Annotated in this window: 15 protein-coding genes; 2 read left to right on the forward strand and 13 right to left on the reverse strand. The window is 45.0% G+C overall.

The window, feature by feature from the left end; all coding sequences use genetic code 11:
• Positions 1-355: 355 nt before the first annotated feature.
• Positions 356-1,717 (reverse strand): MBL fold metallo-hydrolase RNA specificity domain-containing protein, encoded by a 1,362-nt coding sequence (locus tag A9E74_RS12140; RefSeq protein ID WP_069296883.1) that lies wholly within the window; start codon positions 1,715-1,717, stop codon positions 356-358.
• Between the two features lie 374 nt (positions 1,718-2,091).
• Here A9E74_RS12140 and A9E74_RS12145 point away from each other — a divergent pair, with 374 nt between their 5' ends.
• Entirely contained in the window at positions 2,092-2,310 is a 219-nt protein-coding gene (locus A9E74_RS12145; protein WP_069296884.1) for a hypothetical protein, read from the forward strand.
• Positions 2,311-2,389: 79 nt separating this feature from the next.
• On the opposite strand, the gene A9E74_RS12150 is transcribed toward A9E74_RS12145, so the two are convergent.
• From A9E74_RS12150 to A9E74_RS12160, 3 genes are read right to left on the reverse strand one after another with little or no spacing between them, the layout of a single operon-like run.
• Positions 2,390-3,232 (reverse strand): YcnI family copper-binding membrane protein, encoded by an 843-nt coding sequence (locus A9E74_RS12150; protein WP_069296885.1) that lies wholly within the window; start codon positions 3,230-3,232, stop codon positions 2,390-2,392.
• A 60-nt stretch (positions 3,233-3,292) separates the two neighbouring features.
• The gene (gene rep, locus A9E74_RS12155) at positions 3,293-5,305 is read right to left on the reverse strand and encodes a DNA helicase Rep (protein ID WP_069296886.1); all 2,013 of its coding nucleotides are present in this window, start codon (positions 5,303-5,305) and stop codon (positions 3,293-3,295) included.
• 6 nt (positions 5,306-5,311) lie between these two features.
• A complete protein-coding gene (locus tag A9E74_RS12160) occupies positions 5,312-6,814 on the reverse strand; it encodes a YifB family Mg chelatase-like AAA ATPase (protein WP_069296887.1) in 1,503 nt (500 codons plus the stop codon).
• A gap of 297 nt (positions 6,815-7,111) precedes the next feature.
• On the opposite strand from A9E74_RS12160, the gene A9E74_RS12165 reads away from it, so the two are divergent.
• Positions 7,112-8,275, forward strand: coding sequence for a DUF481 domain-containing protein (locus A9E74_RS12165; RefSeq protein ID WP_069296888.1), 1,164 nt, complete (start codon positions 7,112-7,114; stop codon positions 8,273-8,275).
• Positions 8,276-8,361: 86 nt separating this feature from the next.
• Here A9E74_RS12165 and A9E74_RS12170 read toward each other — a convergent pair whose 3' ends face one another.
• The 9 genes from A9E74_RS12170 to ubiK form a co-directional block, all read right to left on the reverse strand.
• Positions 8,362-8,877 (reverse strand): PepSY domain-containing protein, encoded by a 516-nt coding sequence (locus A9E74_RS12170; protein WP_084003082.1) that lies wholly within the window; start codon positions 8,875-8,877, stop codon positions 8,362-8,364.
• Between the two features lie 140 nt (positions 8,878-9,017).
• Entirely contained in the window at positions 9,018-9,893 is an 876-nt protein-coding gene (locus tag A9E74_RS12175) for a LysR family transcriptional regulator (RefSeq protein WP_069296889.1), read from the reverse strand.
• Positions 9,881-10,897 carry a phosphonate dehydrogenase gene (locus tag A9E74_RS12180; protein WP_069296890.1) on the reverse strand — a complete coding sequence of 339 codons (1,017 nt, stop codon included), beginning with the start codon at positions 10,895-10,897 and terminating at the stop codon, positions 9,881-9,883. Before A9E74_RS12180 ends, A9E74_RS12175 begins: the two co-directional genes overlap by 13 nt.
• 9 nt (positions 10,898-10,906) lie before the next feature.
• Positions 10,907-11,713 (reverse strand): phosphonate ABC transporter, permease protein PhnE, encoded by an 807-nt coding sequence (phnE, locus tag A9E74_RS12185; RefSeq protein ID WP_069296891.1) that lies wholly within the window; start codon positions 11,711-11,713, stop codon positions 10,907-10,909.
• Between the two features lie 9 nt (positions 11,714-11,722).
• Positions 11,723-12,586 carry a phosphate/phosphite/phosphonate ABC transporter substrate-binding protein gene (phnD, locus tag A9E74_RS12190; RefSeq protein WP_069296892.1) on the reverse strand — a complete coding sequence of 288 codons (864 nt, stop codon included), beginning with the start codon at positions 12,584-12,586 and terminating at the stop codon, positions 11,723-11,725.
• Positions 12,583-13,485, reverse strand: a complete 903-nt coding sequence (gene phnC, locus A9E74_RS12195) for a phosphonate ABC transporter ATP-binding protein (RefSeq protein WP_425412322.1) — start codon at positions 13,483-13,485, stop codon at positions 12,583-12,585. Before phnC ends, phnD begins: the two co-directional genes overlap by 4 nt.
• Before the next feature lie 152 nt (positions 13,486-13,637).
• Complete coding sequence (gene ppnP, locus A9E74_RS12200; RefSeq protein ID WP_069296893.1) at positions 13,638-13,952, reverse strand: pyrimidine/purine nucleoside phosphorylase; 315 nt, start codon at positions 13,950-13,952, stop codon at positions 13,638-13,640.
• A gap of 42 nt (positions 13,953-13,994) precedes the next feature.
• A complete protein-coding gene (locus A9E74_RS12205) occupies positions 13,995-14,750 on the reverse strand; it encodes a hypothetical protein (protein ID WP_069296894.1) in 756 nt (251 codons plus the stop codon).
• 36 nt (positions 14,751-14,786) lie between these two features.
• On the reverse strand, positions 14,787-15,035 hold the full coding sequence (gene ubiK / locus A9E74_RS12210) for a ubiquinone biosynthesis accessory factor UbiK (protein WP_069296895.1): 249 nt from the start codon (positions 15,033-15,035) through the stop codon (positions 14,787-14,789).
• Between the last annotated feature and the right edge of the window lie 50 nt (positions 15,036-15,085).

Here is a 15,085-nt window from a genome sequence, read left to right on the forward strand (position 1 = left end):
TGAATGATTTATGATTAATTTTCTGCCCGAACAGGCGTTGAATGCAGTTGGTGCAAGCTGGATATCCATATCGACCACCAAAATGTGAGATTCATCACAATTTAAACCGTTTTTTTAAATAACACAACCCTCTGATTTACCTCAGATAGTTAGTGATTTTCAGATGTAATTTTGTACTTCAGACGGCTTAAATACAGGCCGGATAACAATTAATAGTTATTCTCTGTGCCCTCTGTGTCTCTGTGGTTAATTTTTTAAAAGCCGATGAATATCAAATTACGGACAAAAAAATGGCCCAGTTTTAATTCAAAACTGAGCCATTTTTATTTGGCCTAATGTGACTATTGGCCCTATTTCAAATATCAACTTCCTCAAACAGTTCTGGCACTTCAGTATCCCAACCGAATTTTTCAGTGATGTGTTTACGCATGGTGTCGCTGGCAACGGCTTCGCCGTGGGTGACATAAACTTTATCGGGTTTAAGATTGCCCTGCTCTAACCAAGCCAGGATTTCGTTGTAATCACCATGGGCGGACATGGAATCCAGGTTATGAATTTCGGCTTTTACCGGCCAGTACGCACCGTGGATTTTGACCTTTTGGGCACCATTTACCAAAGCATCCCCACGAGTACCAGGGGCCTGAAAGCCAGCGAATACGATGCTGTTACGTGGATTGGGTAATAAGGTTTTAAGGTGATGCAACACCCGACCACCAGAGGCCATTCCACTCGCCGAAACAATCACACATGGGTAGCGCATAGTGTCCAGTTCGATGGCTTCATCTACAGTGCGGACGTATTGAGTTTGATCATCAATCAGCGCGCACTGGCTTTGATCCAGCTTATGTTCTTTGTGATGTTTGATGAAAGCCTCGGTGGCCTTGATAGCCATCGGGCTGTTCAGGTATACCGGCATGTCAGGAATCCTGCCTTCTTCCATCAGCTTATGCACCACATAAAGCAGCATTTGTGCTCGGCCAACAGCGAAAGCTGGCATCAGCGTGATGCCACCACGGCCTGCAGTTTTGGTAATGATTTCTGCAAGTACAGCTTCTGGATCTGATTCACCATGGAGGCGGTCGCCGTAGGTGGATTCGCACACCAGTACGTCTGCGTGCTGCAGCGGTTCTGGTGGTCGCATGATAATGTCGTTTTGTCGTCCCACATCACCCGTAAATACCACTGTGCGGTCTGAACCTTTGTGATGAACATGCACACAGGATGAGCCCAGAATATGCCCTGCAGGTGTGAAGCTGACTTCAAAGCCTTTTACCGGCTCAAATGTTTCGTGGTAATGCAGGGATTCGAAGTGTTTTAACGCTTCTCTGGCATCTTTTTCAGTAAATAATGGTTCCGGGCTCTCATGTTTTGAGAACTTCTTGCGAGCAGCATATTTGGCGTCTTCTTCCTGAAGATAACCGGCATCTGGCAACAACACATTACACAGCTCATGGGTGGCCTTTGTGCAGTATATTTTGCCTTTGAAACCGTTTTTCACCAGTGCGGGCAAGTAGCCAGAATGATCGATATGAGCATGAGTAAGTACCACGGCATTGATTGTTGAAGGATCCACCGGAAACGGTGCCCAGTTACGTCGCCGCAGTGTTTTCACCCCTTGATACAAACCACAATCCACCAGCAATCGGTGGTTATCATCAGAAAGCAGATAGCGGGAACCGGTTACTGTGCTGGTACCACCGAGAAAGCGAAGTTTCATATTGCTGTAATCCTTGTCTGGCAAATATTGTTTTTAGCTAGAGTATAAGTTTACTGGGGTTAGACTCACCAACAGTTGATGTGGGTCAAATCTTTGGTGGACGTCTTTATTCTCAATTTATACGCTAAACATAGAAATGTTCACCGTATCACTACTTTCATAAACTTGTCAGATATTGACCATATTGATGCAGATTAACTGTCACTCTATTGATTTGTAGTAACGTCTAATTGAAAAAGCATTTACTTGTTGTGATACAAGCGCGTGATTATTGAACCGCATCTGTTCTGACTAAAATCCACCAATCAAAGCGTTTCACTCTGCTATTACTGCAAGATAGATGTCCTCTTTAATAACCTTAAGGAATCAACATCATGACACTACAGCAAATAAATCAACAAAGATCAGCTAGCATTTCGACTATTATCGCCGCATCTAAAAAGCTCTCTGAAAAAGAGAAGGAATCTGAAAAATCGCCTCAGGTTCCAGATCCTTCAGAAGGAACCTATCAGCCGGCAGATGACCCGGATAATGATAAACAGAAAGAGGCCGAAAAGGCACCGCCTATGCCGCAGCCTCCCACGCCACCATGAGAACCTAATCAACGGTAATGCATAAAAAAAGGCCCAGTTTTAATTCAAAACCGGGCCTTTTTTATTTTGCTAAATAGAATTAATGGTGGTGATGCTCACCCGTACCATCAACCACTTTGACAAACGGTGCTGGGTATTGCAGTGTGGTTTGTCCATGACCGGCGTGGACTGAATGATCCATTTCCTGCTCAGCTTCGTCAGTCATATCCATCTGATGATGTTGATGGGCTGAGTGATCAGTTTCATCTTTAGTCTGACCATGTTGATGCTGATGGCTTTTATGTTGACTATGATCCACCGAATGTTCAGATTCACCCATCGTTTTGCCATGCTGGTGTTGATGCTGATGGGCTTTATGCTGACTATGATCGGCTGAATGATCCATGTCGTGGTTCATCGCTTTGTGTTGATCCGGTACTTCGGTTTCTTCAACATCCATTTCACGATATTTCCCCTGAATTTGTCCACGGGTTTCTACTGCGGTTTCAGCAATCTGATCCCAATGCAATTCACCACTTTCACATTTTTGGGTCACCGGAAAATAGAGCACGCTGGTGGCACCGACACCGATACGACCACGGAAGACAAATTCATCAAAATGACTGTCCCGCAGTAAATTACCTGACCAAGTGATTTGCCGTACGGCTTCAGTTATCTCAATTCCGTCCCGAAAGAACGGTCTTTCAATCGGGCTTCTGACGACTTCTAACTGCCAACCCGCTTTAGCCATAGGTTGTGCAAATTGCAGACCTTCAGGAATATCGACTGTGATTTGTGTGGTGGCCGAAGTATCGCAGCCTTGAGTTACCAGTAATACGCCTTTATAGTAACTGCCACTTTCGGCTTGAGTTTGTTCAAGCATCACTTGAGCATTTGCCAAGCCGGGCACCAACATTGCCAAGAAAAGAAGTTTTGTTTTCATATTTTTTGCCTTCATCGTGGGGCGATGCTTCACCCGCTTATTACTAATCCGATCAATATGTTACTTAAGCATATCGCGAATGTTAGATAAATGCGCTTTGCCACGCTCTTTTCGTTCTTCTGGATCAACCTGTGTTTTTTCGGTCATCCAGATCAAATCCTCTGGCGGTAACTCTCGAAGAAAACGACTTTCTTCACACTCCACCTTTTCACCGTAACGTTTACGGGTATTGGCCAGTGTCATCACCAAGCTACGTTGTGCTCTTGTGATGCCAACATACGCCAGACGCCTTTCTTCTTCGATGGAATCCTCTTCAATACTGGTTCGATGCGGCAGGATTTCTTCTTCCATTCCGACAATGAAGACATGCGGGAATTCCAGCCCTTTAGCGGCATGTAATGTCATCAAATGTACCGCATCGGCCTGATTTTCATCAGCCTGGCGGTCCATGATATCCATCAGCGTTAAACGGGCAGCAATATCACCAATCGATTTTTCTTCAGTGTCCTGATCAATCATCCGTTCGATCCAGCCCACCAATTCATCGACATTTTCCATACGACGATTGGCTTTATTCGGATCGCCACTGACTTCTTCCAGCCAGCCACGATAATTGATTTCTTCGATCATATCTTTGATGGCATCCAGCAAATTGCCTCGTGCAGCGCGATCAGCAATATCAATTAACCAGCGAGTAAAGATTTCCAGATTCTGTACTGACTTAGGCGGCAGACTTTCCGCCAATCCCATTTCAAAACAGGCCCCAAACATACTGGTGTTGCGTTTGGCAGCGTATTCACCGAGCGCCTGTAAGGTAGATGAACCAATGCCTCGACGTGGCGTGTTAATGACCCGTAAAAAGGCATTATCGTCATCCTGATTGGCTAGCAGACGCAGATAGGCCATGATGTCTTTGACTTCGACGCGCGAGAAAAACGAGGTTCCGCCTGTCAGAAAATACGGCACGCTGTGTTCGCGTAATACTTTTTCCAAAGAGCGGGACTGATGGTTACTGCGATACAAAATCGCATAATCCTTAAAACTCGCCTGGTGTTTGAGCTTGTGATATAGCAGCTCGGAAATGACTTTTTCCGATTCATGCTCGTCATCTCGACAACCGATTACCCGAATGGCATCGCCCTCACCCATCGCACTCCATAGTTTCTTTTCAAACACATGCGGGTTATGGCTGATGAGTTTATTGGCGACACGCAGGATGCGGCCCATGGAACGGTAATTCTGTTCGAGTTTAATCAGATTTAATCTAGGAAAGTCGGTTTGCAGCTGCACCAGATTTTCCGGTCGTGCACCACGCCAGGAATACACCGATTGATCATCGTCACCCACCACAGTGAGCTTTTCACGAATGCCAACCAGTTGCTTAACTAGCTCATACTGACAGCCGTTGGTATCCTGATATTCATCCACCAGCAGGTAATGAATTTTCGCCTGCCATTTCTGCAAAACATCACGATGTTCACGAAACAGAATCACCGGTTTTAAAATCAGATCATCAAAATCCACAGCGTTATATGCCTGCAATGCCTGCACATAACGTGGATAAACCTTGGCAGCAAATTCTTCTTGGGCACCATCGGCAATCTGAGCAGCCTGCTCGGGCAGAATCAACTGGTTTTTCCAGTTTGAAATCAGGTTTTGCACTTCCTGAGCATGATCGCTGTCAGCCGCAAAATCACGTCCCATAAGATCGCGAAAAACTGCCAGTGAATCCTGTGCATCAAAAATGGAAAAACCAGGACGATAGCCTAATGATTTGCCATCACGACGTAGGATGTTCAAACCAAGCGTATGGAATGTCGAAACCATCAAACCCCGTGCTGAGGCTTGTCGGGTAGACATCAAATCAGCGACGCGCTCCTTCATCTCACGAGCGGCTTTGTTGGTAAAGGTTACAGCAGCGATATTGCTGGCTTTGATGCCGCATTGCTCGATCAGATAGGCAATCTTGCGGGTAATAACTCGCGTCTTGCCACTGCCGGCACCAGCTAACACTAACAACGGTCCATCGATGTAACGCACAGCTTCCCGCTGTTGCGGATTGAGATCTTTCACTAAATATTAATTCGCTGTGTCGAGGCGTCGATAGCCAATGGCTTCTGTTAAATGGACTGTTTGAATGTCAGGTGAACCGGCTAAATCAGCAATGGTTCGGGCCACTTTTAAAATACGATGATAAGCTCGTGCCGACAGGCCAAAACGGCTGATGGCTTTTTCTACTAATTGAAAATCATGATCTGACAAGGTGCAAAAAACCTCTAGTTCTTTATGTTGCAGGGACGCATTGGCTTTGTTGGCACGCTCAAGTTGAATCTGCCGTGCCTGAATCACCCGCTGACGAACCACTTCACTGGACTCAGGAGGAACATCATCAGGCTGAGGCCGCAACAGTTTTTTATCCACTGCCGGCACCTCCATCAACATATCAATGCGATCCAATAACGGGCCGGAGATCTTACCACGGTAGCGCCTGACTTGCTCTTCTGTGCAATGACACCTTGCCTGCCCCAAATAACCGCAGGGACAGGGGTTCATCGCAGCAACCAATTGAAATTTAGAGGGAAATTCCGCTTGATTGGCAGCGCGGGAAATAGTTATTTTTCCAGATTCAATTGGCTCGCGTAAAACTTCTAAAACTTTTCGATCAAATTCAGGAAGCTCATCAAGGAACAACACGCCATGATTCGCCAACGAAATCTCACCCGGTTTAGGCTGACTGCCTCCACCGACTAAGGCCACTGCCGAAGCCGTATGATGCGGTGCTCGAAATGGTCGTTGCATCCAGTTTTCTACCTGAAAACCTGCTGAAGAGATTGAATGAATTGTGGCCGTTTCAATCGCTTCCTGCTCACTCATTGGCGGCAAAATTCCAGGCAAACGACTGGCTAACATGGTTTTTCCGGTACCGGGTGGCCCAGCAAAAAGTATGCTATGTGAGCCAGCTGCTGCGATTTCCAAAGCTCGTCGAGCAGAAGCCTGGCCACGTACATCAGCTAAATCAGCGTAATTGTTTTGAATATGTTGCTGTTTATTCAGATTGGTCGGTAATCGTAATTGATCATGCAAATGTGAACAGACTTCTAACAATGTCTTCGCAGCAAAACTCTCACCCTGTTCAGTAAGCGCCGCCTCTTCAGCATTCTCAAACGGCACCATTAATTGTCGGTTGGCCTCAGACGTCGCTAACGCAGTAGGTAATACACCGCGAACCGCCCTTAATTCACCGGTCAGACCCAGCTCACCGATAAACTCCATATTGCTTAATGATTGCACCGGAATTTGATTGGAAGCTGCCAGAATGCCCAACGCAATCGGTAAATCAAACCGCCCGCCCTCTTTAGGCAAATCTGCAGGAGCCAGATTGATAGTGATACGTTGCTGAGGAAAAGTGAACTGAGAGTTAATCAACGCAGAACGAACGCGATCCTTGCTTTCCTTGACCGCCGTTTCGGCCATGCCGACAATCGACAAACTCGGCAAACCATTGGAAAGATGCACCTCAACCGTCACTGCCTGAGCATAAATACCGGTCAAAGCACGACTGTAAACCGTGGCAATACTCATATTCCTTCCCTGGAAAATTAGTGTGTTTTGATTCTAACGGATATGAGTTACCAGATGAAGCTCAAACGGGTCTTAATCAAAACTGGTTATCAGTTTCACGCGATTTTCACGTTTTATTTTTTAGGGTCTTTTGGAGTCGTTTTTCCAGACCGCGAATAAATCGTTTCAAAAATAACGTTTCAGTCAATTTATAAAGCTTCGGTTTCGCATCCTTGGTAAAGCATTTTTGAACCAAAGGTTATCCATCAAATAATCGGCATAGATTCACGGAAGACCTTAATCAAACACGGAGAAATCATGCTTCAACGTCGATTGAGCACCGCTATTTCCACCATTCTTCTTTTCACTTCCACCAGCCTCGCGGCAGATCAGATTCTGCTTGATGATGGCAGTCTCCTTAAAGGTTCTATCAAACAAATCTCTGATGGCAAGGTCATCATGGACACGGCATTTGCCAGTGAAGTTACCGTTGATTTCAGTCGGGTTACGCAAATTAGTACTGATCAAAAACATCTAATCGAACTGGATAGCAATGACCGTGTTGTGGGTCAGCTAACGGTGAATGAACAAGGTCAGCATCAATTGACCGGAACCGCTTTTGGTACGGTGGATATTGATCCAAAACGCATTAATACACTGTGGGAAACAGATGCTGTGCAACCGCAGAATGCACAACTGGAACAGCAGTATCAGCAGGAAATTGAACAAATCAAAACCGCTCAGGCGCAGGAAAAAGCGAAGCTTGAAGAAACTTACACAGCTGAGGTTCAGCAACTTCGAGCAGAACGTGAAGCCTTGTTGGATCCGTGGAGTGGAAGTCTGGCGTTTGGTGTACAAGGTGCCAGTGGTAACACTGACAGAATGGCGGTCACTGGCCGAGGGGAACTGCACCGGGAAACAGCAAATGAAAGACTGGGCATGTATCTGGAAATAAATTATGCCAAGGAAAATGACGAGCAAACCGAAAACGAAAAACTGGCAGGCATTAAATTAGAACGTGATATCAGTGAAAACTATTTTGCCCGTGGCAGTGCCGATTTTGAAATCGATGATTTTGAAGAGCTGGATTTACGAGCAATTACTACTGCCAGTCTGGGGCGATTTTTTATTCGTGAACCGGATTTAATCTTCAAAGGCTTCGCTGGTGTCGGTTATCGTTTTGAAAGCTATTCCGATGGCACTAATGAAAAAGATCCTACTGCGGTATTTGGCTATGAAACCAATTACAACCTTAATAGTCGTCTAAGTTTGTTCCATGATTTGACCTATTACCCATCGTTTAGCAGCCCCGGGCAAAATTATTTATTGGTAACTAATGTGGGTGCTGAAATGCCTATCACTAATGATGAAGCTTGGAAGCTGCGAGCAAGTCTTAGAAGCCAGTACAACAGTCAACCCGCACTTGATGCAGAAACTACTGACACAAATTATCGTTTAAATTTAGTCTATGACTGGGATTAGAGCTTTAGTATCATGCAAAAAAAAGCCCCGTTAAATTAACGGGGCTTTTTAAGTTTTGAGGTGTTATCTCAACAAACCATTAAGGCTTATTCACCACCGATTTGGTACAACACTGTTTCAACTGGTTTTAATTCACCAGAAACTGCATCGACTTCAACTTCTAACAATTTTCCATCATCAGTTTTGATATCAAACTCATAACTAGGACCACTGTCTTCGATTTCATATTCAATTTTCATGACCGCACCAGGATAAGCGTCTAATGCTGTTTTTAAAGCTGCATCTAAACGTACTTTTGCCTGTGAAGTAAATTCTTTATCGTCAGCAGCAACTTCACGCTCAGTTTCTAGCACTTTGCCGGTTTTAGAGTCGCACTCTACTTCCCAATTTTTACCGTCATCGCCTTTGATATCCAACTCGAACTGATGATTTTTATCTTCCATTTCAGCACGCAGTGAAACAATCTCACCTGGATGCATTTCCATCGCAGAAGCAACACAAACATCTAGGCCAGAATGTTTATCTGCATGAGCAGCTGTAGAGAAAAGACCCGCCGTCATTAGCGCCAGAATTGTCATTGTAGGGATTGTTTGATTTTTCATTTAAAGCTCCATTTGTGTTCAAAAAATCCATTCTCTACCCACAAGAGCAATGAAAACTAAATATTTATTCCAAGTATAGAATTTCTATATAGGAAAAATTCCTGATATAGAATCTCATAATACAGGAAAAATTCCTAGCTCTAGTTTTTCGAATGTAGCAAATATTCAACAAAATCCGGTCGTTTATTTGTGATGAAAGGATCTTGCCGCCAGACTAATTGAATGGATTTTTTAAGCGCATCGCCTTCCAACGGTATCGCACACAAACTGCCATGTTTAACCTCATCTACCACCGCTGATGCAAATACTAGCGAAATCCCCAATCCAGCCCGTACAGCTTGTTTCACTGCTTCGGTGCTGCCTAACTGCATGGTAATAGTCGGCATCTGCTTAAAACCCTGTAAATACTGTTTCAACAAACGCCCGGTTCCACTGCCACTTTCGCCACCAATTAATTCCAGACCGGCCAGCATGGATTTGCTTATCGTTTTCAGCTTTGCCAGCGGGTGGCCAACGGGGACTATCATCACTAACGATTCGGTTTTCCACTCCAGCGATTCAAAGCCGGCTTTGGGTGACCACCATTCAGTTAAAGCAATATCAATTTCAGCGTTTTCCAGTTTCTCGACGATGTTCGGGTTCGCTTCGATCACCAAGTCCAGATTCTTCAATGCTGTTGGCTGATGGCTGAAATAATCCTGCAAACAGGGTTGCAATAAATAGATACCAATATTCGAGCTGGCCCCAACTTTGACATTAGGCTTTTGCACAGCAGCTAATGCCCTATCGTGGAGACGCAACATGCTCTCAGCGTATGGTAATAATCGCAAAGCCGATTCGGTGGGCTGGCAACCAGTTCGTCCGCGTTGTATCAAAGGAACTGAGAGCATTTCTTCCAGTTTCTGAATATGCTGGGTAATAGTGGGTTGGGCTATTCCCAATGCATTGGCAGCGGCTTGAAAACTCTGCTGTTCTATCAGTGTTATCAAACTTTTAAGCCAGATTAGATTGAGCATGATGCATCCTTTACTGAGCCAAGGTGATTGGCTGGATCTATTGGCTGCTCTCCAGCTAATACTCGCAGAATATTTTCGGCAGCACGCTTTTCAATTGCCAAACGCACAGCGCTCACAGCCGAGCCGATATGTGCCGTAAACAAGGTGTTGGGATGCGCTAACAGATTTGCATCAATCTCATTTGGCCGATCATCACGTGCCCAATCTTCCATTTCAAACACATCACTGGCATAGCCGGCTAAGTGACCACTCTCCAGCAATCGTAAAATAGCAGCTTCATCAACCACCGATCCACGACAAGGATTAACCAGAAAAGAGCCTGGCTGCATCTGCTGTAAACGCTGTTGATTCATCAGATGCTGGGTTTGTGAGTTTAATGGCAATGCCATAATGACGATATTAGCCTTGGCAAGCGCCTCATCTAATGACATAAATTCAAGGTTTAAAGCAGCTTGCTGTTCAGAATCTAAAGCTTGTTGATCGGTGTAAAGCAGCTGGGCGTCCCAACCGTTAAGCCGTTGGGCAATGGCCTGTCCAATCGCACCCATGCCGATAATGGCAATGGTCGAGCCTTCCACACCCAGTCCATAAAACTGTGGACGCCAACCTTTGAAGTAACCACTTCGCACATGTTCATCAGCCACTCTAATATGTCGAATCAATCCAACCATTAAACCGATGGTCAATTCGGCGGTAGGAACCGTTAATAAATCCGGCACAAAGGTCAGCCAAACATCATTTTCTGTGCAGGCATTGACATCAAAATTGTCATAACCTTTTAACGCCGCACCAATCACTTTCAGCTTTGGGCAGGCTTGTAAAAATTCGGCATCCACCTTATCGGGCATAAATACCATCAATGCATCAGCATCCTGCGCCAGTTGAATGGTATCGCTGCGTGACAGGCTGAAAGTAGTCTGATTGGTTATCAAATCACAATGCGGTGCCAGCATTTCCAGCACTTCATCATGCACTTTATGGGTAATTACCAATTTAGGTTTCATCGTCATCCCTTACTTAAATTTTTTGCGTAATACACCGCTTAACGCATCAACTAATGTGACCATCACCAGAATCACCAGCAAAATCGCAAATACTTCCTGATACTGCATAATCCGCAGTGAGCCCATCAGCTCAAAACCAATACCACCAGCACCGACCATGCCCATTACTGTGGAAGCACGGAAATTGTATTCCCAGCGATAAATCGCCACATCAGCAAATTGAGGCATAACCTGAGGCAGAATCGCGTGATACAACACTTGCATCGGTGATGCACCTGCCGCACGGGCTGCTTCAACCGGAGCCTCATCAACATGTTCAATGGCTTCGGCAAAGAATTTACCGACCATACCAATTGAATGTAATGCCAACGCCAGCACACCTGGCAACGCACCAAAGCCCACTGCTGCAACAAAAATAATACCCATGATCAGTTCAGGCACCGATCGCAGTGCATTTAAAACAATACGTGCCAGTTGAAACACCACACCATGTGGTGAGGTATTGCGAGCTGCCAGAAACGCCATTGGCACCGAAAACATCACGGCAATCGCCGTTCCGGCAATACTCATTGCCAGAGTGTCTAACAGTGGAGAAAACCAGTTACGGATATTGGTAAAGTCGGGGGGAAATGACTCACCGGCTAAGGTACCAATCGCTGGCAAACCATTTGCCAGTAATTCAAAGTTGAGTACATTCACATACCAGGCTGCAAGCAGGATGATGGCCAATAAGGCCACCACCTGCAGGGTTTGTTTTTTCCAGCGCTGACTGTAACGTTTCAGCATATCTTGCTGGGTAATGACTTGCGTGCTCATAAAGCGCCCTTACATTTTGGAAAAATCAAGATTGAGCAATTTGCCCATATCTCTAATTACGTCGTAATCAGCATCAGTAATCGGCGCAAAACCCTCGGCTTTGAAAGCTTTCAGTACTTCTTCATCATCCAGACTGACAAATGCATCTCTTATTTTCGCTTTCAGATCGTCATCCAGATTAGAACGCATCGCCCATGGATATTGTGGAAAAGGTTTGCTGTGCCCAATCACTTTCACCTTGGCAGGGTCAATCAGCTTGCGTTCAACTACAAAATTGAAAATCACTTCAGAAAGACCACCGGCATCGGCATTGCCGTTAGCAACATTCACTGCAACCGCATCATGGGTGCCAACAAAATGTTGTTCATAATCAGTGTCAGCTTCGATACCACCTTCCTCGATTAATACCGTTTTTGGGATGAGGTGGCTAGAAGTTGAAGCCCGGTCGCCATAGGCCATTTTTTTGCCTTTGATATCCGCATAAGACTCAATACCAGAATTCACATTAGCAATGATGATCGAGCGATACGTTGGCACACCATCAATTACCATTGCGGCAAATGGTTCGATATCACTTTTTGATTTGGCCATGACATAAGAAAGCGGTCCAAAATACGCTAAATCAATACGGCCAAAGCGCATGGCTTCAATCATTGATGAATAATCGGTGGTCACTATCAATTGCACTTTTTTATTCAGCGTAGCTTCCAGATAATCTTTCAACGGCTGATTACGCATAATCAACTCGGAAGCATTTTCGTCAGGTAGTAACGCTACTTTTAGCGTATCCGGATCGGCATCAGCAGCCATGCTGGGCGCTATGGCTGTCACCAGCATGGATGTTGCTAACAGTAATTGTTTAAACAGTTTCATCGGGCAATCTCCAGTTGTGTTGCAGTTTTTTGAGGTAATTTTTGTTGAACAGATGGTTGTTGTTTATCTTTAGTAAATTCAGCTTTTCTCTGACTGACGGGTTGTTGGTAAATTAATGCCAATTGCTTGTCGTCCAGCTGATCAGGCGCTGCGTCAAACACCACCTGCGCATTGGCTAGGCCAATAATGCGATCAGCAAAGCGTTTGGCGTATTCGAGTTGATGTAAGGAAACGATGGCGGTGATGCCATCTTCTGCACAGATTTGTTTTAATTGAGACAGGACTTTTTCTGAGGTTGACGGATCCAAACTGGCGACCGGTTCATCCGCCAAAATGATAGTTGGCTGTTGAGCCAATGCACGAGCAATACCCACACGTTGTTGCTGACCACCGGATAATTGATCGACCCGTGATAAGGCTTTGTCAGCCAGTCCAACCCGATCCAGACAATGTAACGCCAGCTCCAAATCTGCTTGAGGCATCGGCAGCAGGCTTCGTAAAAATGAGTGATAACCAAGACGGCCCATCAATACATTTTGCAGTGCGGTATGACGCAGGATAAGTTGATGATGTTGAAACACCATGGCGGTTTTACGCCGATGACGACGTAAAGTACGTTGATTATCCAACACACCAAATTCGGCTGAGGTGACTTTGCCCGAGGTGGGTTTCACTAAATGATTAAGTGCTCGTAATAACGAGGATTTTCCAGCACCGGAGAGCCCGAGCAGCACATTAAATTCACCGCGTTGAAAATCAATTGAAGTTGAACGGAGAGCTTCGATCCCACCGGGATAGGTAATCCCCAGATTCTCAATCGACAGAATCGGCTGAGGTGTTTTGCTAAACGCCATATCATCACCTTTCGCAATATTAAGCACCGCAGTATTGCGGTTCACAATGGAATGCTAAGGTTTAAATATGACTGGCAAATGAAGGTTAGATGACCATTTAGTTACAGTAGGCCGAGTTAATTCCGAATTTTTCTCATAAAAAAACCGCCAGTCCATAACAGACGGCGGTTTTTTTATAGAACAGATTAGGTGAAAACTTAATCGAGATAACTGCAGCAATAATCGACCAGTTCAGTGATCTCAATATCGAAAGATGAATTGGCCGGTACATTGAATGACTGACCGTAGGTAATCGGTGTCCAATCAGTGTCACCATCCAGACGGTAACGCAATTGTCCGGCAAGAATTTCCATTAACTCGGCTTTCTCGGTACCAAATTTGTATTCGCCCGGCATCATGATGCCAAGTGTTTTATAGCTGCCATCCTCAAATGTCACTTTGCGGCTGGTTACTTTGCCATCGAAATAGATATTGGCTTCACGGGTCACCGTGACATTTTCGAATGTAGACATACGGCTCTCTTTAATAAAAATTTGAAGGAATATACGCCTGAGTTAGCGGGCTGTCATCCAGTCTTTCATCTCTTTATACCCTTTAGGTACTTCGTAAACATAAAGGCTATCGGTTTTGGTTTCTGACCAGGTGGCACCGTTACGATCGACATACTGAATCGTATCACCGTCTTTTTTGATGGCGTAATGCACATAATTGCTGCTGGAACTTGGATCAGTAAACACAAAACCATGACTGAGTTTTAATGAAACATCACGATCCACACCTTTCTGGAACGTTCCCAAAGCTGGTGTCACCCGCCACCAGTGATAATCATAGCTGGAAGCGTTATTTTTATATTCCATGGCTCGGATATGTTTAGCACCTTGCAGCTCAGCTTCTTCGTGCCAAAAGCCGTCTAGTTCCTGCTCTGTGATCTGTGGCGGACGCACAAAGTTGTACAAACCGTTATTAAAACTGAAGCTTTGTTTTTGCCAATCAACCTGCGTCTTAATGGCTCTGTTTGAGGCTTTGCTGCCCTCTGCCGGTGTCAGGGTTAATTGACCATCAGCAGATAATTCCACCTGATAGGTATTTTGCGGATCGGCTTCACCAGTATCTGATAAATAGGCTTTGCCATTGTCAAAAGTCAAAACTCCACGACCGGAAGTATCGACCCATTGTCCCTGCAGATTTTGCTGCTGGTTTTGACTGATAGTAGTCGCAGATTGTGATGACGTATCTGCCTGAACGCTTGCCATCATTGGCATGATCAACATCAACAACGTTGACGGGACCAAAATTACTGATTTTTTCATCTCTCTCTAACTTCCTTTTTAGTTATGGTAAAACGTCTATTTATTGTTTAACTGCTCCAGCTCTTCGACACGTTTTTCCAACGCTTCGAGTTTTTCACGAGTACGCAATAAAACCTGCGATTGAACTTCAAATTCTTCACGAGTTACTAAATCCAGTTTATTGAACGTGGAAGTCATTGCAGCACGAATATTTTTTTCAGCATCATCACGCATCTGCAACAAGCCAGGTGGCAATGCACGGGTAATGGTGTCGGCGATTTCATCGAATTTTTTGGGATCAATCATGTTGGTTCCTTTGAATTTAGGTCTCTAGGGTCTGATTTCTATTCTACGGT

Source organism: Methylophaga muralis (assembly GCF_001720165.1).
In the GTDB taxonomy this organism is placed as follows: domain Bacteria; phylum Pseudomonadota; class Gammaproteobacteria; order Nitrosococcales; family Methylophagaceae; genus Methylophaga; species Methylophaga muralis.